This window comes from Pseudomonas sp. MWU12-2020 (assembly GCF_023100605.1).
In the GTDB taxonomy this organism is placed as follows: domain Bacteria; phylum Pseudomonadota; class Gammaproteobacteria; order Pseudomonadales; family Pseudomonadaceae; genus Aquipseudomonas; species Aquipseudomonas fluorescens_H.
Window position 1 is genome coordinate 151598 of the sequence record NZ_JALMEX010000005.1, and the last position, 18607, is coordinate 170204.

General features: G+C 58.2%; 19 protein-coding genes, 1 tRNA gene and 1 pseudogene. 10 read left to right on the forward strand and 11 right to left on the reverse strand.

Going from position 1 to position 18607, the window contains the following annotated elements; all coding sequences use genetic code 11:
• Positions 1 to 75: 75 nt before the first annotated feature.
• Positions 76 to 1122 carry a PDDEXK nuclease domain-containing protein gene (locus M0814_RS13605; protein ID WP_103485280.1) on the reverse strand — a complete coding sequence of 349 codons (1047 nt, stop codon included), beginning with the start codon at positions 1120 to 1122 and terminating at the stop codon, positions 76 to 78.
• Positions 1123 to 1384: 262 nt separating this feature from the next.
• Here M0814_RS13605 and M0814_RS13610 point away from each other — a divergent pair, with 262 nt between their 5' ends.
• Both M0814_RS13610 and M0814_RS13615 read left to right on the forward strand, forming a co-directional pair.
• A complete protein-coding gene (locus tag M0814_RS13610; protein ID WP_103485279.1) occupies positions 1385 to 1834 on the forward strand; it encodes a hypothetical protein in 450 nt (149 codons plus the stop codon).
• A 76-nt stretch (positions 1835 to 1910) separates the two neighbouring features.
• Positions 1911 to 2192 (forward strand): YceK/YidQ family lipoprotein, encoded by a 282-nt coding sequence (locus tag M0814_RS13615; RefSeq protein ID WP_045122255.1) that lies wholly within the window; start codon positions 1911 to 1913, stop codon positions 2190 to 2192.
• Between the two features lie 14 nt (positions 2193 to 2206).
• Here M0814_RS13615 and M0814_RS13620 read toward each other — a convergent pair whose 3' ends face one another.
• On the reverse strand, positions 2207 to 2767 hold the full coding sequence (locus tag M0814_RS13620) for a hypothetical protein (RefSeq protein ID WP_247868491.1): 561 nt from the start codon (positions 2765 to 2767) through the stop codon (positions 2207 to 2209).
• 43 nt (positions 2768 to 2810) lie between these two features.
• Here M0814_RS13620 and M0814_RS13625 point away from each other — a divergent pair.
• Positions 2811 to 3015, forward strand: a pseudogene (locus tag M0814_RS13625) (hypothetical protein); the annotation flags it as partial.
• A gap of 80 nt (positions 3016 to 3095) precedes the next feature.
• Here the strand turns inward: M0814_RS13625 and M0814_RS13630 are convergent.
• The 7 genes from M0814_RS13630 to M0814_RS13660 form a co-directional block, all read right to left on the reverse strand.
• Complete coding sequence (locus M0814_RS13630; protein ID WP_103485277.1) at positions 3096 to 3887, reverse strand: TSUP family transporter; 792 nt, start codon at positions 3885 to 3887, stop codon at positions 3096 to 3098.
• A 70-nt stretch (positions 3888 to 3957) separates the two neighbouring features.
• Positions 3958 to 5031, reverse strand: a complete 1074-nt coding sequence (locus M0814_RS13635; protein ID WP_103485276.1) for a hypothetical protein — start codon at positions 5029 to 5031, stop codon at positions 3958 to 3960.
• Between the two features lie 263 nt (positions 5032 to 5294).
• Positions 5295 to 5370, reverse strand: a tRNA-Phe gene (locus tag M0814_RS13640).
• Positions 5371 to 5473: 103 nt separating this feature from the next.
• Positions 5474 to 5746, reverse strand: coding sequence for an oxidative damage protection protein (locus M0814_RS13645; protein ID WP_003220737.1), 273 nt, complete (start codon positions 5744 to 5746; stop codon positions 5474 to 5476).
• Complete coding sequence (gene mutY, locus M0814_RS13650; protein ID WP_047600902.1) at positions 5743 to 6810, reverse strand: A/G-specific adenine glycosylase; 1068 nt, start codon at positions 6808 to 6810, stop codon at positions 5743 to 5745. Before mutY ends, M0814_RS13645 begins: the two co-directional genes overlap by 4 nt.
• On the reverse strand, positions 6807 to 9032 hold the full coding sequence (locus tag M0814_RS13655) for an AsmA family protein (protein WP_103485275.1): 2226 nt from the start codon (positions 9030 to 9032) through the stop codon (positions 6807 to 6809). Before M0814_RS13655 ends, mutY begins: the two co-directional genes overlap by 4 nt.
• A gap of 78 nt (positions 9033 to 9110) precedes the next feature.
• Positions 9111 to 9515 (reverse strand): acetyl-CoA sensor PanZ family protein, encoded by a 405-nt coding sequence (locus tag M0814_RS13660; RefSeq protein ID WP_003220743.1) that lies wholly within the window; start codon positions 9513 to 9515, stop codon positions 9111 to 9113.
• 223 nt (positions 9516 to 9738) lie between these two features.
• On the opposite strand from M0814_RS13660, the gene M0814_RS13665 reads away from it, so the two are divergent.
• The 7 genes from M0814_RS13665 to M0814_RS13695 all read left to right on the forward strand — a co-directional run bounded on the left by M0814_RS13665 (position 9739) and on the right by M0814_RS13695 (position 15555).
• The gene (locus tag M0814_RS13665; RefSeq protein WP_103485274.1) at positions 9739 to 11403 is read left to right on the forward strand and encodes an OFA family MFS transporter; all 1665 of its coding nucleotides are present in this window, start codon (positions 9739 to 9741) and stop codon (positions 11401 to 11403) included.
• A gap of 270 nt (positions 11404 to 11673) precedes the next feature.
• Complete coding sequence (hisB, locus tag M0814_RS13670; RefSeq protein ID WP_007909204.1) at positions 11674 to 12267, forward strand: imidazoleglycerol-phosphate dehydratase HisB; 594 nt, start codon at positions 11674 to 11676, stop codon at positions 12265 to 12267.
• Positions 12267 to 12905: an imidazole glycerol phosphate synthase subunit HisH gene (gene hisH / locus M0814_RS13675; RefSeq protein WP_003220749.1), complete on the forward strand. Its 639-nt coding sequence runs from the start codon at positions 12267 to 12269 to the stop codon at positions 12903 to 12905. Before hisB ends, hisH begins: the two co-directional genes overlap by 1 nt.
• Entirely contained in the window at positions 12906 to 13166 is a 261-nt protein-coding gene (locus M0814_RS13680) for a DUF2164 domain-containing protein (protein ID WP_103485273.1), read from the forward strand.
• Between the two features lie 42 nt (positions 13167 to 13208).
• Positions 13209 to 13946: a 1-(5-phosphoribosyl)-5-[(5-phosphoribosylamino)methylideneamino]imidazole-4-carboxamide isomerase gene (gene hisA, locus M0814_RS13685; RefSeq protein ID WP_003220753.1), complete on the forward strand. Its 738-nt coding sequence runs from the start codon at positions 13209 to 13211 to the stop codon at positions 13944 to 13946.
• 9 nt (positions 13947 to 13955) lie between these two features.
• The gene (gene hisF, locus M0814_RS13690) at positions 13956 to 14726 is read left to right on the forward strand and encodes an imidazole glycerol phosphate synthase subunit HisF (protein ID WP_003220755.1); all 771 of its coding nucleotides are present in this window, start codon (positions 13956 to 13958) and stop codon (positions 14724 to 14726) included.
• Between the two features lie 73 nt (positions 14727 to 14799).
• Positions 14800 to 15555, forward strand: a complete 756-nt coding sequence (locus tag M0814_RS13695) for an ABC transporter substrate-binding protein (RefSeq protein WP_003220757.1) — start codon at positions 14800 to 14802, stop codon at positions 15553 to 15555.
• Here M0814_RS13695 and M0814_RS13700 read toward each other — a convergent pair.
• Together M0814_RS13700 and M0814_RS13705 are read right to left on the reverse strand one after the other, a co-directional pair.
• Positions 15536 to 16840 (reverse strand): Vps62-related protein, encoded by a 1305-nt coding sequence (locus M0814_RS13700; RefSeq protein ID WP_103485272.1) that lies wholly within the window; start codon positions 16838 to 16840, stop codon positions 15536 to 15538. The two genes, M0814_RS13695 and M0814_RS13700, sit on opposite strands and share 20 nt — an antisense overlap.
• A 211-nt stretch (positions 16841 to 17051) precedes the next feature.
• A complete protein-coding gene (locus M0814_RS13705; protein ID WP_103485271.1) occupies positions 17052 to 18530 on the reverse strand; it encodes a serine protease in 1479 nt (492 codons plus the stop codon).
• Between the last annotated feature and the right edge of the window lie 77 nt (positions 18531 to 18607).

The following is an 18607-nucleotide window of genomic DNA, read 5'->3' on the forward strand; positions in this document are numbered from 1 at the left end:
TCCACCTTTGCGGGTAAGCTGCCAACGATAGTCTCGGCGCTGCCCGGCAACAATCCAGAAGGTTTATTCAGTCGATTAAATGAGCAGGCGTTCTTCGATCAAGGCCTGTTCGCGATTGAGTTCTGCGCGTAATTCTTCCTCACTCGGCAGTATCGTCTTGTAACTGCTGGCGAACAGTTGCTCATTGCCCTTGAGCATCGAGTAACGCGCGACCGAATCATTGCTCTCTGCACACAGAATGATCCCGACTGTCGGCTTGTCGCCCTCGCTGCGCTTGAGTTCGTCGTACATGCGTACATACATGTCCATCTGTCCGACATCGCCGGCGCTGAGCCTTCCGCTTTTGAGCTCAATGATCACGAAGCATTTGAGCAAATAGTTGTAGAACACCAGATCGATGTACAGATCTACATCATGAGTACTGAGGCGTTGTTGGCGAGCGACGAAGGAAAAGCCCTTGCCCAGCTCAAGAAGAAAGCTCTGCAGGTGTTCGATGAGAGCCTGTTCAAGAGCATCCTCTCTGATCTTGCAGGGCGCAGGCAGCCCGAGAAACTCTAGCAAGACTGGGTCGCGAATGAACTCGCGCGGATTGTCTTTCATCGCCTCAATGTTGGTGGAGGCTTCCTCAATCACATCGGCCTTGTCTCGACTCATGAGGAGTCGTTCGTAGTAGAGCGTATTGATCTGGCGATCAAGGGCGCGGCTGGACCAGTTCAGGTTCGCGGTTTCTTCCACGTACCATTGACGCGCTTTTGCGCTTTCGACCCGCAGCAGCCTGCGATAGTGAGTCCAGCTCAATTCGAGACGCAGTGCGTCTCGAATTGGGAACAGCTGATAAAACAGGCGCATCTTGCGAAGATTGGTTTCATCAAACCCCTTCCCGAACTGCGCCGTCAGATCCTTCGCCAACAAGGCCAGCAACTGCTTGCCATACCCCGCCCGCTGCGCCCCTTGCTGTTCAAACTCGACAATATGCCGGCCGATCTGCCAACAGGTCTGGACTTGAATCGTATCAACCGCACGCAGCACTTTTTGCCGCGCCTGGCGAATCAGTTCGCCCAACTCCCCCAGCAATGAATCGATTTTCGGGTCTTGCGCATCGGTAGGTTTTACCTGGCTCATCGAGTCTTCCGCATCAGTGGAAACAGACGCAAAAGCATGCCGGGATTCGCCGCTCGGCGATGTCGGGCGAGCCCTGTATAGGCGGCAGGAAGAGGGGATGGGTATTGCAGGACGTTGCCGGCAAAAGGTGTTTCAGTGAGTGATGGTCTGTAGTCCATTTCGTACACAGGCCAAGTTCCAATCAATCTAAAACGCGTGCTTCCCTGGCCGGATCAAATAAGGAGTCACGGTTGGGCTCTAAAAGAGTCCGGGAGTAGAGATTATGAAGCGCATTCTTTCATTCATGCTGCCAGTCGCTGCGGTCGCTGTATTGGCTTTTCCGGCGATGCTGCAGGCGGCCGGCCTTGAGCCCGTCGACAGCGCAGGCGTACAGGCTCAACAACAGCAGCAAAACGGCATCAACTACTTGTCCGGCGGGATTGGCGTTGATGAGGCAAAAGCCATTCAACAATCCACCGGTTACAACCTGCACATGACGTTCGCGGTGGGGGCGCAAGACCAGTACACCGCTGATGTCGATGTGATGATTCAAAAGTCACCAGGGCAAACCGTACTGACCCTCACCCAAACGGGTCCGCTGGTTTACGTGCAACTACCACCCGGTAAGTACACGGTGGTCGCCACCCGCAATGGCGAAACACGGCGCGATGAGACAGACGTTGGCAGCGGCGCTGCCCGCAATCTGGTGTTCCACTGGAATGACGCTGGATAGTGTTGGGTTCAATTGAAAGTCGAGGCGCGGGTACAATCCCGCGCCTTATGTTTCTGTGATGCAAGGAAGTGCTGGTTTGAAAGGGATTTTGCGTATTGGCTCAGCGGTGAGCCTGGTTTTGCTGTTGGCTGGTTGTGGAACGATGATGGGGCGCCTGAACGGTGATTCTGCAGAACCGTACTACAAAGGCGTCGATGGCAACTTGCACTTACTTGGCGTGAGAGGGGGAGACGGCATGCCCGCCGCGGTCATCTGCTACATGATGATCGTTTGCCCGGTGATTACCGTGGTATCGCTGCCGGTAGACGCTGCGCTCGACACGGTTTTGTTGCCGGTCGACTACGTCAACACCCTCTGAGGGCCAACCGTCATTTACCCCCGCGTACGCTTGCCCTTCTGCTTGTCAGTGGGTTCTTGCGCCATTCGGTGAATCCACAATCCAATCCAGCCGACGGCTATCAGGAACAGGGTACCAACGCACTGCGACACGATCTCGAACCAGAACATTCGCGGTTGCAGTGCAAGGGTGTAGGTGTGGCGTGGACCGGAGCGGTTCCATGTGGTGATGGAGCCGCTGATCAAGCTGTGGACGATCAGATAAATCGACGCGCCGATGAGGAAGGCGATCAGTACGCCGACCAGCACCGTCAGCCAGAATGCAGCCCGACTCTGGCGATAGGGTGGCGGATGGGGCAGGGGCACGCGGGTTCTTTTCTGGTTCATCGAACGGATGACCCTCTTCCATAAGGTGCAGCCAAAGTAGCGCGGATCGTCTTTGTTCGAAACCCGTCGACGTTGAAGGCTCGCTTCGAACCTGGAAGACGCCGAACTGGGCGTGGTTATCCCACCGATCTCGACCCGCGTACCAAGCGCGTGCTGCTCAACGCCAACTATCACCACAGCGATGTACTCGGTCAGGACTTCTACCTGCAAGCGCCTTACCGCAACGAAGACACCAACTTCTATCCGTTCCCTTACTATCACCAGCGACCTGCTCGGCAGCCGCGACACCGACATCGGCACCTTCAGCGCAGAGATTCAGAACTTGCTCGACAAGGAATGCAGCACAGTGTGGGGGCAGCGCGCGACACTGTTCTGCTTGCCGACTCATGGCCCGGCACATCTCTACGATTACCGGGGGTGGGCGGACGTACACGTTGAGTTGGTCGATAGCTTATTGATCGACTGAAACGATAAAACCCGCGATCCCATGGAGGAGCGCGGGTCTTTCATCAGGAATAAATGCATCGATAAGCAGCGTTTAGAGTGAAGCGAATGTCTGAGCTATGGCAATGCGCAATGGATTGTTCTCTACGCTCAGAAGTTTGATGGCCAAGGCGCAGCAAACCACGATCAACATCGGTTTGACCAACTTCGGCCCGACCCGAACAGCGGCACGAGCGCCCAACTGTGCGCCGATGAAGGCAGCCAGCGCCATCGCTAAAGCTGCTGGCCAGATAATCACGCCCTTGGTGATGAAGACAGAAAGCGAGCCGAGATTGCACGAGGCGTTGGCAAGTTTGGTAAAACTCATGGCCCGCATCATGCCCAGGCCGCAGAGCAGTACAAACCCAACGATAAAGAACGATCCCACCCCGGGACCGAATATTCCGTCGTAAAAACCGAGGATCGGCGCGACAGTAAAAGAGAAAAGCAGAATTCCGATTCTCTTGCGCCGATCTTCATTGGCCAGTTTCGGCGATAGCGCAAAATAGATCGCCACCAGAATCAGCATTACAGGCACGCAAGCTTCCAGATATCGTTTATCGATTGAACTGACCAGCAAGGCGCCGCTGGCTCCACCAATAAATCCGCAGACAACCAGGAAGCGTCCTTCACGCCATTCGATCAACCCTTTGCGAGCAAAAGTCACTGTCGCCGAAATGGTTGCTGATGCTGCCTGAAACTTGTTGGTTGCAATCGCGCTGATCGGATCTACACCGGCCAGAAACAATGCAGGCAAGGTGATCAGTCCTCCACCACCGGCAATCGCATCAAAAAAACCGGCACAAAATGCGACGAGCGCCAGCATGCCGATGATGTCCCAAGACATTGCATTACCTCTTTAATGGTTACCAATCAATTTTCTGCTTGCGAGAAGCTCCGTACCCGAAGTGCGGAGATCAGCCCCGCACTAGTAATGGATCTTCTGAAATGACAATCGGGGTGGAGAATTTTGAGAGTCCGAAAATACGCACCAGCACTCTTCTGTTGTCTTTAATCACATCGCGACAGTGCAGTGCCCGGGTGTTATTGATGACCATGGCTGATTCCTGAGTCAGCGCGTACTCCGCCGGAGTCGATTCCTCTACGCTTTGGCAAAGAGCGGAGTAAGCCGTTTTCACAAACTTCGACACATTACTGTTCACCGAGAAGCGATAAGAGTTGAATCGGGCCGAGAACCCGACTTTGTCGTCGAAAGCCAGAATCGACACGTCACGACCGTTTGCACCTTTGCCACTGACAAAGGAGTCGCTGCGAGTGAACTGGAAGTTTTTAGTGGTCAGCGCCAGACAGTTGATGATGCCAATTCTTTCGAGGACAGGTGGGAGCGGGATGACCCGTGTAGGTTCAAGGGTGGGGTTCCACAGCGCAGAAAGTATTAGCGAAGACGGGGAGGGTGAATGCCCGTCCTTTGCATCTACGGCACACCAGTAAGGTGCTTCAGTGTGCGGGCCAAGCGCCAGGCCTGAGTGTGAACTCAATTCTCTGGATTCTGGCTCCGCCTTGATCTTTGTGAGGCCGCCTCCCTTGAAGTTGGCCACCAGCCGTACCAATTTCCCATCGTTGTCTAGGTCGTAAGCGAACGCGTTATTGTCCACCAGCTTCAACAAAATCTGATTGCGTGAAGCCAGACAAAGAACATCTGGACGAGTTTCCAGAGTGGCTAGATCAGGGAGTTCATCTGGAGGGTTGGAAGTGTTGATAGTCTTGAGGCCTTCGAATATCAACACCGAGAACAGGCTGTCGGAATACGCCTCGAGCAATGCACATTGGTGTTGCGAAAAGGAAGGCTTCAATTCATTGGCCGCGGCAGAGGTCAGGAAATTGGCACCAGGAGCCTGCGGTCCACCGATGGCTGCGATTTCCATAGAGAGTTGATGAAGCAATGCCGATTGCCGGCAATTGAAGGTGAAGGTTCTGGATTCTTGCCCAATGCATGAATCAGTGGATTGGGCTCTGATCTTGCTAATCATCTGTTACATCCCTGTTATGCATCTGCTTCGGGATACGCGGCAGCTCTGAGTCCAATTCTGCCCAATCCATGGGCGAGCGTATGTCGTCCATTTCCGCTAGGGCCTACGGAGGGTTCTGGCAGTTTTGAAAGAATTCAGGAAAGGGGAGATTTTTGATATGGAGCGCAGGGACGGTTCGGTGCTTCGCAGAGGCGGGCGGCGTGCTTGATCAAATCGCAGGCATAAAAAAACCCTGAATCTTGCGATTCAGGGTTTTCGGTATTTGGTGCCCAGAGACGGAATCGAACCGCCGACACGGGGATTTTCAATCCCCTGCTCTACCGACTGAGCTATCTGGGCAACGGGGCGCATTAAAAGGGTTTTTCGGATTTACGTCAACGACTTTTTTAAAATTTCTTAAATTAATTCCGTCGCTTACGATCCGCCCCCCGATTTTGCGGGTTTACTCTGCAGGCGGAACGTAGCCTTCGGCCTTGGCGTAATCCTCGCCGGAGAAGTACTTGTCCATTTCGCCCTGAAGATATTTGCGGTCTTCGGCGTTCATCATGTTCAGACGCTTTTCGTTGATCAGCAGGGTCTGGTGTTTCTGCCAGTCAGCCCAGGCCTTGGCCGAGACGTGGTCAAAAATATCCTGACCTTTGGCGCCCGGGAAAGGAGCGCGTTCCAGCGCGGGCAGTTCTTCTTTGTACTTGCGGCACATGATGGTGCGGGTCATGACGACTCTCCTGCGTTCAATACGGCGGCCGCGCGTTCGAGCAAGGTTTTGACCGGGGCGGCAAGGCCCAGGCGCGGCGGGGTGGCGAGGTTATACCAGAGCCAGTCGGCCTCGGCCACGTGCTGACCGGCCTCCTGCACCTGAACCAGCCAGGGTTCGATGGACAGCTGGAAATGGCTGAAGGTGTGGACGAGGCTTGGCAGCGCCTGCTGCTCGCCCATGGTCAGCGAGTGCTGGTCGGCCAGATGCTGCAGGTCGTCGAGGTCATCGAGTTCCGGCAGGCTCCATAAACCGCCCCACAGGCCTGTCGACGGGCGACGATAAAGCAGAATCGCGCCTTCGCCGTTGGCCAGCAGCGGCATCAGCGTGCGTTTCTGCGGGATGGCCTTGCGTGGTTTGGGAATCGGGTAGCGCGTCTCCAGGCCAAGCATGTGCGCCTCGCAGCCCTTTTCCAGCGGACACAGCAGGCAGCTCGGTTTGCTGCGCGTACACAGCGTGGCGCCAAGATCCATCATCGCCTGGGTGTAGGCGTTGACCCGATCGTGCGGCGTGAAACGCTCTGCGTTGGCCCACAGCTGTTTGGCGACCTTCGGCTCACCAGGGTAACCCTCCTGCGCGGTAAAACGCGCCAGAACGCGTTTGACGTTGCCATCGAGGATCGGCGCGCGCAGGCCCATGCTGATGCTGGCGATAGCCCCGGCGGTGGACAGGCCGATCCCCGGCAGATCCGTCAGCTTTTCGACGTCACGCGGAAATTCGCCGCCATACTGGCTGACGACGATCTTCGCGGTCTTCTGCAGATTGCGCGCGCGGGTGTAGTAACCCAGCCCGGTCCACAAGTGCAGCACTTCGTCCTCCGGCGCTTCGGCCAGCGCTTGCACTGTTGGCAGCGCGGCCATGAAGCGGTCGAAGTAATTGAGCACGGTGCTGACCTGGGTCTGCTGCAACATGATCTCCGACACCCACACCCGATACGGGTTGATGTCTTGCTGCCAAGGCAAATCGTGGCGGCCGTGGCGGTCGAACCATTCCAGCACCGCCGTGGAAAACTGCTCCGCTCTCATCGCTTGAACAGCCCCTTCAATGCGTTTTTCAATTCCGGGCTGACCTTGTCGCCGAGTTTTTCATCGATCTTTTCGCTGAGTTTGTCACCGGCGATTTTGGTCGCGACCTGGCCGAGACGTTCGTTATCCACACGGCAGGCCTTGGCGCCCAGCTCCAGCGGGCCACGGCAGCGCAGCGGCCACTCGATACCGACGAATTTCTCGCCGACCTGACAGGCCGGATCCGGCATGGCGCTGGTGTCGCCCTCGACGATGATGCCGACGCGGTAATCCATGCCCAGCACTTTCAGGTCGATGTCGCCGTTGCCGTTGACGGTCATGCCCGGGATGCGCACTTTCAGGTCCGGGTTGCTCGCCACGCCGTTGCGCAAGGTCAGGTTGCCCTTGAGTTCCTGGAACGGTGTGTCCTTGCCTCGTGGCTCGCCGCTGAGGGTTTTGCGATTGAGGGTGGCGATGCCTTTGCACAGTTGCTGTTCAAGATTGGCGTTGAGCAGCACGCCGTTGTTGATCACGAAACTGGCGTTGCCGTTAAGGGTTTCGATCAGCGCCTGCTGACTGTTGCCGCTGCCGGTGAGGTTGCTGGTCAGCGTGATCAGGCCCTTGACCGGCGGATTCTTGCCCTGGCTTTCGAGAATTTTCTCGGCCGGCACGCGGTTGATTTTGGTCTGCAGATTGAGCACGGGGGCGCTCGGGCGTACGTCGAGTGTGCCTTTGGCTTCGAAGTCGCCGCCGTATAGCTCGCCGCGCAGGTTTTGCAGGGTCAGCAGGCCGCTCTGGCCTGTGGCCTTGAGTGCAGCGTTCTGGATCGGCAGTTTGTCGAGGGTCAGTTGGCCGAAGGTCAGGTCGGCATCGACGTCGAGTTTGGCCAGACGCTCGACCGGCAGCAGACGCTCGGTGCTCCAGGCGCTTTTGCTCGGTTTGTCCGGCAGCGGTGTGCTGCCGGCGCCGGCCATGGCATCGGCTTCGGTGCTGGCGACTTCGGCCTGACGCACTTGCGTGGCGTTTTTGGTCTTGTCCGATTTCGGCGGCAGGTAGCGGTCGACATCAAAGGTGTCGACCTTGAGGATCGCGCGCAGCGACTGCTTGGCGAAGTCTTCTACGGCAATGCGCCCGCTGAAGCTGCTGTCGTCGAGTTTCAGGTTGACGTTGTCGAAAGCCACGCTGGTTGGCGTGGCGGCCACGCGGCTGACCAGTTCGACTTTGCTCAGGCTGCCGGGCGCCATGGCGGGCAACGTCTGACCGATGCTGTCGACGAATTTCGCCAGATCGAACTGGGCGATCGAGATCCCGCCAGTGATCTGCGGGGTCTTGTCGAGGTCGTTGGCCTTCAGCTCGCCGAGGGCACGCAACTGGTTGGCGGAGATCTTGATCCCGGTCCATTCGGCGACATTCGCCGCCTTGTCCAGGGAGATCTGCCCTTGGGCGGAGAAGGTCATGGCCTTGCCCTGCAGTGGGTCGCCGGTCAGTTCGCCGGACAGTTTCATGTCTTCGAACTTGTAGCGTTGCAGGGCGCGCTCGATGCGCAGCTCGCCGTTGAGCTCGGTGCGCACCCGCAGCACAGGCTGATTGGTGCTGAGGAACGCCGTGGCTTTCAGCGGAATGTTGGTCGAGTCGTGTACTGCACCGGTGCTCAACTGAATGCTTTCGGCGCTGTACTGCTTGCCGGTCTGCTCGTCGTTGTATTCAACGCGGGCGTTGTTGACCGTCAGGCTGTCGATGTCGAGGCGGATCGGCTGTGGCGGTTTTTCCGGCTGGGCAGGGGCTTCGGCAGCAGGCGCGCTGGCAGGCGCCGGGCTGCCGGCGGGCGCGACGGCTGTCGGCAATTTGCCGATATCTTCCCAGTTGCCATGGCCGTTCTTGTCGCGTTTGAGGCGCAGGTTCAGGCCTTCGACACGCACATCGCTCATCTGCACTTCACGGCGCAACAGTGGCAGCACGCGCACGGACAGGCCGAGCATCTGCAGGTCGGCATACGGTTCGGTCGGGTTGATCAGGGTGGCGATGCTGGCTTCATGCAGTTCCAGGCCGAGCCACGGGAACAGGCTCCAGCCGATATCGCCATTGAGCGTCAGCTCGATGTGGGCCTTGTCGCGGGCTATCTGGCGGATCTCGTCTTTGTAGTCGTTGGGATCAAACAGGTGGGTCAGGGCGAAGCCCGCCGCCACAATGATCAGCAACAGCCCGAGAAGTACCAGACCCAGGATTTTGCCGAACGCTTTCATGGGCGAGTCCTTGTAGTTAGTCGAATTCGTAATTTAGCCGGGGAGTATAGCGCTGCATCCGCCCGGTTCGGGGCGCTGTCATGTCGCGATGACTTCCAGCGGCACTTGCAGTTTGGCGGCCAGCGCCTGCGTTTCAAGGTGTCCGGCCGGTGCCAGCAGGCGCAGTTGGGCACCCGCTTGCGACGCCATTTTCTGCGCTTGGTTCACCAATCGCTCAGCCACCCCACGGCGCCGGGTGACTTTTCGTACACACAAATGCGACAAGTACCAAATCCCGTCGTGCCTTGTCAGGCGCGCCGCACCGAGCAGTCGGTCGTTGAAACGTCCTGTAATCAAAGACCCGTCCGCCAGGCTGCTTTCGATCAACTGGGCGTCCCCGGAATACGGCGCGAACAGCCACTGCGGAGCGTCACGATAGATCTTCTGCAAATCCTGTTGATCCTGATAACTGGCATCGTTCAGCGCTTGGACAACGATCGGCATGGCTTTTTCCTGAGGGGGCGAGATCAGATGACACGAAAAAGGTGATATCAGTTTGGTTTTTCTGTCACGTGCAAATGGTAACCTTCGCCGGTTCGTCCGTCCTTCTGCGACTTAACGTCGCGCCTTCAAGGAGCTTCACCTGAAAAAACGGTCATGCCTGCGTGCATAAAGGCCGAGGGTGAACAGTGGCTGGCGAACCATACTAATAATTGGGGGATACACAATGAGCACGAGTATCACGGCGGACGGCCTTCGCGCCGACCAGCCTGCGTTCCTGTCCAAGGAACGCATCATCGCCAAGCCCGGTTTCAACCGCTGGCTGGTTCCACCGGCCGCGCTGGCCATCCACCTGTGCATCGGCATGGCCTACGGTTTCTCGGTGTTCTGGTTGCCGCTGTCCAAGGCACTGGGCGTCACCGCGCCAGTGGCTTGCGCGCCGGACATGAGCTTCATCGCTCAGGTCTTCTCTTCGCAATGCGACTGGCCGATCTCCATGCTCGGCTGGATCTACACCCTGTTCTTCATCTTCCTCGGCTGCTCGGCAGCGATCTGGGGTGGCTGGCTGGAACACGCCGGGCCACGCAAGGCTGGTGTGGTGTCGGCACTGTGCTGGTGCGGCGGTCTGCTGATCTCGGCACTGGGGATATATACCCACCAGATCTGGCTGATGTGGATCGGCTCCGGCGTGATCGGCGGTATCGGTCTGGGCCTGGGCTATATCTCGCCGGTATCGACCCTGATCAAGTGGTTCCCGGACAAGCGCGGCATGGCGACCGGCATGGCGATCATGGGCTTTGGTGGCGGCGCGATGGTCGGTGCACCGTTGGCGACGGCACTGATGAGCCACTTCGCTTCGCCTGCCGGTGTCGGTGTCTGGCAGAGCTTCGTGGCCATGGCGGCGATCTACTTCGTGTTCATGATCGGTGGCGCCCTGGCCTACCGCGTGCCGCCAACCGGCTGGAAGCCTGAAGGCTGGACCGCTCCAGCGAAAAAAGCTTCGAACGCGATGATCACCCACCGTCACGTGCACGTGAATGTGGCGTGGAAAACCCCGCAGTTCCGTCTGGTGTGGCTGGTGCTGTGCCTGAACGTATCGGCCGGTATCGGCATCCTCGGCATGGCTTCGCCACTGCTGCAGGAAGTGTTCGGCGGCAAGTTGCTGGGCGTTGACGTGCCGTTCGGTCAACTGGATGCCGGGCAACTGGCTTCGATTGCCGCGATCGCTGCCGGCTTCACCGGCCTGCTGAGCCTGTTCAACATCGGTGGCCGCTTCTTCTGGGCTTCGTTCTCGGACTACCTGGGTCGCAAAAACACTTACTTCGTGTTCTTCGCCCTCGGTTTTGCCCTGTACGCGCTGGTCCCGAACATGGGCCATCTGGGCAACGTTGCGCTGTTCGTCGCGGCGTTCTGCATCATCCTGTCGATGTACGGCGGTGGTTTTGCGACCGTTCCGGCGTATCTGGCCGACCTGTTCGGCACGCAAATGGTTGGCGCGATCCACGGTCGCCTGCTGACTGCCTGGGCTGCGGCCGGTGTGCTCGGTCCGGTGCTGGTGAACTACCTGCGCGAGTATCAGCTGAGCATCGGCGTTGAACGCGCTGCCGCTTACGACATCACCCTGTACATCCTCGCGGGCCTGCTGGTGCTGGGTTTCCTGTGCAACCTGCTGGTCCGTCCGGTGGCCGACAAGTACTTCATGACCGACGCCGAACTGGCTGCCGAACAGGCGCTGGGCCACGACAAAGGGGCTGATGCGAGCACCGTGCTGGAGTGGAAAGCCGCACCGGGCAGCAAGCCGCTGGCTGTGGCTGCATGGCTGGTGGTGGGTATTCCGTTGGCGTGGGGTGTGTGGGTGACCCTGCAGAAGACGGCGGTACTGTTTCACTAAGTAATGGGTAAAACGCAGTACCCCTGTGGGAGCGGGCTTGCTCGCGAAGGCGGTAGGTCATTCAGCATTGATGTTGACTGACACTCCCTCTTCGCGAGCAAGCCCGCTCCCACATTTGTTTTGTGCTGCTTCAAATGGCTTGTATGGACATGTCTATCCCCGACAACACGGGAGTCTGTCCGTCAGGCATATCACGTCTCGTGTTTCTGTTTCGGCCCCGCGTGCCTATAATGGCTGCCTTTTTCGCCCAATGATTTTGCGGAGCTGGTGATGGCCGAACGTAAGGCGTCTGTCGAGCGCGACACTCTGGAAACCCAGATCAAAGCCTCGATCAACCTTGATGGCACCGGAAAGGCCCGATTCGATATCGGTGTTCCTTTTCTTGAGCACATGCTGGATCAGATCGCCCGTCACGGGTTGATCGACCTGGATATTGAATGCAAGGGCGATCTGCATATCGACGACCACCATACCGTGGAAGACGTCGGTATCACCCTCGGCCAGGCCTTCGCCAAAGCCATCGGCGACAAGAAAGGCATCCGTCGCTACGGCCATGCCTACGTGCCGCTCGATGAAGCGCTGTCGCGTGTGGTGATCGACTTCTCCGGCCGTCCAGGCCTGCAGATGCACGTGCCGTACACCCGCGCCACCGTGGGCGGCTTCGACGTCGACCTGTTCCAGGAATTCTTCCAGGGCTTCGTCAATCACGCGCTGGTCAGCCTGCACATCGACAACCTGCGTGGCACCAACACCCACCACCAGATCGAAACCGTGTTCAAGGCTTTCGGCCGCGCCCTGCGCATGGCCGTCGAGCTGGACGAGCGCATGGCCGGGCAAATGCCATCGACCAAAGGCGTTCTGTAATGCAGACGGTTGCAGTTATCGACTACGGCATGGGCAACCTGCACTCGGTGGCCAAGGCCCTCGAGCACGTCGGCGCCGGCAAGGTGCTGATCACCAGCGACGCGGACGTGATCCGCGAAGCCGACCGCGTGGTGTTCCCCGGCGTTGGTGCGATTCGCGATTGCATGGCGGAGATCCGTCGCCTCGGTTTCGACTCGCTGGTGCGTGAAGTCAGCCAGGATCGTCCGTTTCTCGGCATCTGCGTCGGCATGCAAGCCCTGCTCGACAGCAGCGAAGAGAACGACGGCGTCGACTGCATCGGCCTGTTCCCGGGCGCGGTGAAGTTCTTCGGCAAAGACCTGCATGAAGACGGCGAGCACCTGAAAGTCCCGCACATGGGCTGGAACGAAGTGCAGCAGAAGGTCAGTCACCCGCTGTGGCACGACATTCCGGACAAGGCGCGTTTCTACTTCGTGCACAGCTACTACATCGCTGCCGCCAATGCGCGGCAGGTAGTCGGCAGCGGTCATTACGGGGTCGATTTCGCAGCAGCGCTGGCCGAAGGCTCGCGTTTCGCCGTGCAGTTTCACCCGGAGAAGAGCCATACCCATGGCCTGCAATTGCTGCAGAACTTCGCCGCGTGGGACGGTCGCTGGTAAATGGCCGCCAAGAAGTCCAAACCGCCGATCCTGACCCTCACTCCCGAGCAGGAGAACGAGGCCAGCCGCAAGATTCAGCGGTTCATGGAGGATCGGTTCGAACTCGACCTGGGTTCGTTCGAAGCGGCGGAAATTCTTGAGCTGTTTACCCGCGAAATTGCTCCGCACTATTACAACAGGGCGATTTTCGATGTGCAGACCCACCTCAAAGAGCGGTTTGAAAGCATCGAAAGCGACCTGTGGGCGCTCGAGAAAAACTGATTTCCGAGCCAAGCTGAACATTCAAATTTGAAGGTTTGCCAGATGCTGATTATTCCCGCTATCGATCTTAAAGACGGTGCCTGCGTACGTCTGCGCCAGGGCCGCATGGAAGATTCCACAGTGTTCTCCGATGACCCGGTGAGCATGGCTGCCAAGTGGGTGGAGGGCGGTTGCCGCCGTCTGCATCTGGTCGATCTGAACGGTGCGTTCGAAGGCCAGCCGGTCAACGGCGAAGTGGTGACCGCGATCGCCAAGCGCTACCCGACCCTGCCGATCCAGATCGGCGGCGGTATCCGCTCGCTGGAAACCATCGAGCACTACGTCAAGGCGGGCGTGAGCTACGTGATCATCGGTACCAAAGCGGTGAAGGATCCGGCGTTCGTCGCTGAGGCCTGCCGCGCGTTCCCGGGCAAAATCATCGTCGGTCTGGATGCCAAAGACGGGTTCGTCGCTACCGATGGCTGGGCTGAAATCAGCACCGTGCAAGTCATCGATCTGGCCAAGCAGTTTGAAGCCGACGGTGTGTCCTCGATCGTTTATACCGACATCGCCAAAGACGGCATGATGCAGGGCTGCAACGTACCGTTCACCGCTGCGCTGGCGGCAGCGACGAAGATCCCGGTGATTGCTTCCGGCGGTATCCACAATCTGGGTGACATCAAGTCGCTGCTCGACGCCAAGGCGCCGGGCATCATCGGTGCAATCACTGGCCGGGCGATCTACGAAGGCACCCTCGACGTCGCTGAAGCGCAAGCTTTCTGCGATTCGTACCAAGGCTGAGGACTGACCATGGCGCTGGCCAAACGCATCATCCCTTGCCTGGACGTGGACAACGGCCGGGTCGTCAAAGGTGTGAAGTTCGAGAACATCCGCGATGCCGGCGACCCGGTGGAAATCGCCCGTCGCTATGACGAGCAGGGTGCCGACGAGATTACCTTCCTCGACATCACCGCCAGCGTCGATGGCCGCGATACCACGCTGCATACCGTCGAGCGCATGGCCAGCCAGGTGTTCATCCCGCTGACCGTCGGCGGCGGCGTGCGCACCGTGCAGGACATTCGCAACCTGCTCAATGCCGGTGCGGACAAGGTTTCGATCAACACCGCAGCGGTGTTCAATCCGGAGTTCGTCGGCGAAGCCGCGCAGCATTTCGGCTCGCAGTGCATCGTCGTCGCCATCGACGCGAAGAAGGTCTCCGGCCCGGGTGAAACCCCGCGCTGGGAAATCTTCACCCACGGCGGGCGCAAGCCGACCGGTCTCGATGCAGTCGAGTGGGCGAAAAAAATGGAAGGCCTGGGGGCCGGCGAGATCCTGTTGACCAGCATGGATCAGGACGGCATGAAAAACGGCTTCGACCTCGGTGTGACTCGGGCGATCAGCGATGCACTGGGCATCCCGGTGATCGCTTCCGGTGGCGTCGGCAACCTGCAGCATCTGGCCGATGGCATCCTCGAAGGCCACGCCAGCGCGGTACTGGCGGCGAGTATTTTTCACTTCGGTGAATACACCGTGCAGGAGGCCAAGGCCTACATGGCGCAACGCGGAATTGTCATGCGCTAAACCGTACAGGCCAGTGGACAGCATGGCGTACCCAAGGCACTCTTGGGCACGCCATGGATTCCGGTAGCCCGACATGATCAAACGCCTGCTTCTTGTTCTCGCCAGTGCCTCTGTGTTGTTGCTCAACACGGCGCGGGCCGAAAACAGTCCCGACACCGATCTGGTGCTCCTCACAGAAAACTTCCCGCCTTACAACATGGCGAAAGACGGCAAGAATTTCGCCAAGGGCGAGAACATCAACGGCATTGCCGCCGACATCGTGCGCGAAATGTTCAAGCGCGCCGGGCTCACCTACAGCCTGACGCTGCGCTTCCCGTGGGAGCGGGTCTACAAACTGGCGCTGGAAAACCCCGGTTATGGCGCCTTCGTGATGGCCCGCCTGCCGGATCGCGAGAACCTGTTCAAATGGGTCGGCCCGATCGGTCCGGACGACTGGATCATGTTGGCCAGGGCCGACAGCAAGATCACCCTCGACACCCTCAACGATGCACGCAAATACAAGATCGGCGCCTACAAGGGTGATGCGATTGCCGAGACGCTGGCCAAGCAGGGCCTGAAGCCGATCGTGGTGCTGCGTGATCAGGACAACGCGAAAAAACTGGTCAATGGCCAGATCGACCTGTGGGCCACGGGTGATCCTGCCGGGCGTTATCTGGCGCGGCAGGATGGGGTCACCGGACTCAAGACCGTGCTGCGCTTCAACAGCGCCGAGTTGTACCTGGCGCTGAACAAGGACGTGTCGGATGCAACGGTCGCCAGGTTGCAGGCGGCGCTGGATCAGATGCGCAAGGACGGTGTGGTGGACGAGATCATGGGACGGTATCTGTAGCGGTCGGCAACGCCTTGTCCGCAGTATCGTGGCTGCATTCTTCCAGCGGATATTGCAGCAGATGCAGGTTTTCGCACTCGGTGTAGCCGAGGTTGATCCCTGCCTGTGAACCGTCTCCACGCACCAGCTCGTAGAAACTCTCCAGTTGATACACCGCGACGAACTTGCCTTTGCCGGCCATGGCGAGGACTTGGGTGACAAACGCCGTCTGCCAGCCACTGCTTGAGGTCTCGCTGTGGGTGAACTGGCTGTTCAATCTCGCCGAGAACGGCAGTGATGGCGGAGCGTCTGCCGTCGTTGCCCACGGCCCCACGAAATTGATCGCTGTGAGCTGCGTGAACAGGCGCAGCATCTTGGAGTTCTGCAGTCGCTGCGCCGTCCACTTGAACGAGCAGGCCTGGTCGCTCGTGTTGTGTCCGCTCCCGACCAGATAGTAGTGATCGGTTCTTTCCAGACGATAGAGGGGGCTGGTGCGCAGTTGTTCCAGGGGTGACAGGTCATCCTTGATGACGAACCAGGGAAGTTCGACAACTTGAGCAAGCGTGGCCGCCGCGTGGATTTGCGAAACGTTCGATCCGGAAAGCGTCGGCAGCGAGGGCGCCGACAGGATTTGCGGCGCGATCTGCATCCGCAGTGAGTAAGCGCAGCCATCGCCCTCGGGTTTGCCGAAACCGATGGCCGCCACAAAAGTGCCTGGCGCGAAGTGAATCTCTCCCGGCGGTGCGCTGCGCGGTGCAACACTCCAGGCACTGAAGCTCTGTCTGGCGCCGCTGCCCTTGTCATTCCAGATCAGCTCGCCGACGTCCGATGCGATCACCAGATCGGCACGCACACAGCGAACCGCATTGACTGAAGGTTTTTCATGATCATTGGAGCAGACCGCTCCCATGGCCACATAACCTTGCGGGGCAAGCGGTCGCCATACGGCCCCGTCTTTCTTCGATTTTGAGCCGGAGTCTTTCCAGATCAATTCGAAGTCGTCCGGGCGGCGTAATGCCGGGCCCCGGGTTGGGTCCGCGCTGGGGGTATCGGCCTCGCAAACCACGGCGACCACGGTGCTGCCGTTAATGTTGTCGTGTCCGGCAATGAACACATCGCCGAGCGGGAAGTAGCCCGGCAACACATCCGGCGCAGGTGTCGGCCGCCAGAAAGCCGCAGGTTTTGCCCGTGAGCCGGCGCTGTCCCAGATTCGGTGGTATTCCGTGGTGAACTGGATCAGCAGGTTGTCGTGTCTGATCGGCTCGATTGGCCTGGATGGCGCTGCGGCCTGTTCATGAATGGTCATAGTCACTCCTGATAGTTGAACGACGACTCAAGGGAGTCGCGACCCGTTGCAGGTCTCACTATCGGTATTCGCGCCAGGCCTTTGGCGGTAACTATGTATTTAGCGTAGTGACCGGATATTTCCGATAGACATCATCCTGGCCATTGGCAGCCTTGCGCTTCTTCTGTTTGCCGATGGTGCAGAAGCACAAGGCCGCAGGGCGCTGTTCAGATCAAGGGGCGCGATTTTTGAGCGTTTCCCATTGCAGGTTGTATTCCTTCAGCACTGAGCGCTGATTGTTGGTATCGAGGGCATACATGCAGAATTTCATGGGGAAGTTGCTTTCTCGGCGAACCCAATTGTATTTCGGAACGGTATACCCCTGCGGATCGTCGCAACGGGTTGTATCCGCAGGGCCGGCTTTTACTTCATAACGATCAATGCCCTCGTTGTTCCTTTTCGGCCAGAGGAATATTACTCGGTCTGTTTCTTTGTCATAGAAAGCGTCCAGGGCAGGAGCAGGTGTCGGGCCCGCATCAATCAGATAGGTAGGAATAGTCACGGCGTTGCGGTAAGTTCCGGCGGGTAATACTTCGCTGGTATCGTCCGTGGCGATAATGCAAAGGTTATTAGTCCCTGTTTCAGGTCCCATTGGAATATTCAACCGAGTGGGGCGGGTGTCGCTGTTGATCGGTTGGCTGTAGCCTTCAGGCTTTTCGCAATCAAGTGAGTCGGCAGTACGTTTGGTTCGAATAAATCGGGTGCTGGCGGTTATTTCGAAGTTCCACGCGGGATACTCATAACTGCCTTGCGTAGTTACGCTGATTTTTGCGTGCATTGGCAGTTCGGCGGGTAGCCTGATGGAAGCTGCCGGAAATAACTCGCACACCTGTGGGTTGGTATTGAGTTTGCCATCGATAAAGCAATTGTTGAAAACCGAGGTTGAACTACCGTAACTGCCGCTCGGCATCTGGCCGTAGCCGGGCAGCGGCGTCAGATGGGCTGCAAGCGTACCCAGAACGCCATAGACTTCGTTGGTCGCTCGAACAATGACAGGGCTCCCGGAGCTTCCGGAGGCAACGTCTTTGCACTGATTGCTGAGACTATGCCGCCAGACCCAGGGCTTTTCGAAAATGGCCGGCGAAGGTACGTGGGTACAGGCTGAAATTCGTAATGGCGCTCCACCGGGTCCGTGCACAATCAGAATGTCGGTGTCTTCGGCCGGTGGTTGTTCGGCCAGCTTCATGGGCGTGATGCCCTGTGCCAGAAGTTCGCCTTGTGACATCCCTAGTTCCAAAAGAGCCACATCGACACCCTGAATACTGCTCCAGGCTACTTTTTTCAGAGGGACGGCCTTGCGGGCATCCGGTGTGTCATTGAAATGGTTGAAGGTGATCGTGCCTTCGATGGGGTCATCTATTCGCATGACGCCATTTTCCTTGCCCACGCAATGTGCGCTGGTGAGTGCATAGGCAGAGTCGGACGCATCAGAGCTGTTTGTGTCGATCAGAAAAGCGGTGCAGGTAAGTTGCCCAGAGCTTTTGTATACGCCTATTCCGTTCCAGTAGTTATAGTCACCACCCTGGTTTTTCAGGTAATAAGAGGATGAGAAGTTCTCAATGCCCTTGCCATAATCCACAGGGATGGAATAAGCAGGCAGCGAGAATGCAGGAAGTAATAAAAAGCCTGTGTAGATGTTCTTTAAGTTCATGGCCAGTCCTTGGCGAGTGTGTTGGGGTGCAAGACTGGCGCAGAATAAATGAGTTTTGTTGTTAGTGAATTTCCAAG

Excerpts from the sequence above, each read along its gene's own strand:
- M0814_RS13665 (WP_103485274.1), top strand. The coding sequence starts at position 9,739 with ATGAGCACGAGTATCACGGCGGACGGCCTTCGCGCCGACCAGCCTGCG.
- hisA (WP_003220753.1), top strand. The coding sequence starts at position 13,209 with ATGCTGATTATTCCCGCTATCGATCTTAAAGACGGTGCCTGCGTACGT.
- M0814_RS13660 (WP_003220743.1), bottom strand. The coding sequence starts at position 9,515 with ATGCCGATCGTTGTCCAAGCGCTGAACGATGCCAGTTATCAGGATCAA.
- M0814_RS13700 (WP_103485272.1), bottom strand. The coding sequence starts at position 16,840 with ATGACCATTCATGAACAGGCCGCAGCGCCATCCAGGCCAATCGAGCCG.
- M0814_RS13605 (WP_103485280.1), bottom strand. The coding sequence starts at position 1,122 with ATGAGCCAGGTAAAACCTACCGATGCGCAAGACCCGAAAATCGATTCA.
- M0814_RS13630 (WP_103485277.1), bottom strand. The coding sequence starts at position 3,887 with ATGTCTTGGGACATCATCGGCATGCTGGCGCTCGTCGCATTTTGTGCC.
- M0814_RS13680 (WP_103485273.1), top strand. The coding sequence starts at position 12,906 with ATGGCCGCCAAGAAGTCCAAACCGCCGATCCTGACCCTCACTCCCGAG.
- mutY (WP_047600902.1), bottom strand. The coding sequence starts at position 6,810 with ATGAGAGCGGAGCAGTTTTCCACGGCGGTGCTGGAATGGTTCGACCGC.
- hisB (WP_007909204.1), top strand. The coding sequence starts at position 11,674 with ATGGCCGAACGTAAGGCGTCTGTCGAGCGCGACACTCTGGAAACCCAG.
- M0814_RS13635 (WP_103485276.1), bottom strand. The coding sequence starts at position 5,031 with ATGATTAGCAAGATCAGAGCCCAATCCACTGATTCATGCATTGGGCAA.
- M0814_RS13695 (WP_003220757.1), top strand. The coding sequence starts at position 14,800 with ATGATCAAACGCCTGCTTCTTGTTCTCGCCAGTGCCTCTGTGTTGTTG.
- M0814_RS13705 (WP_103485271.1), bottom strand. The coding sequence starts at position 18,530 with ATGAACTTAAAGAACATCTACACAGGCTTTTTATTACTTCCTGCATTC.
- hisF (WP_003220755.1), top strand. The coding sequence starts at position 13,956 with ATGGCGCTGGCCAAACGCATCATCCCTTGCCTGGACGTGGACAACGGC.
- M0814_RS13655 (WP_103485275.1), bottom strand. The coding sequence starts at position 9,032 with ATGAAAGCGTTCGGCAAAATCCTGGGTCTGGTACTTCTCGGGCTGTTG.
- M0814_RS13645 (WP_003220737.1), bottom strand. The coding sequence starts at position 5,746 with ATGACCCGCACCATCATGTGCCGCAAGTACAAAGAAGAACTGCCCGCG.
- M0814_RS13610 (WP_103485279.1), top strand. The coding sequence starts at position 1,385 with ATGAAGCGCATTCTTTCATTCATGCTGCCAGTCGCTGCGGTCGCTGTA.
- hisH (WP_003220749.1), top strand. The coding sequence starts at position 12,267 with ATGCAGACGGTTGCAGTTATCGACTACGGCATGGGCAACCTGCACTCG.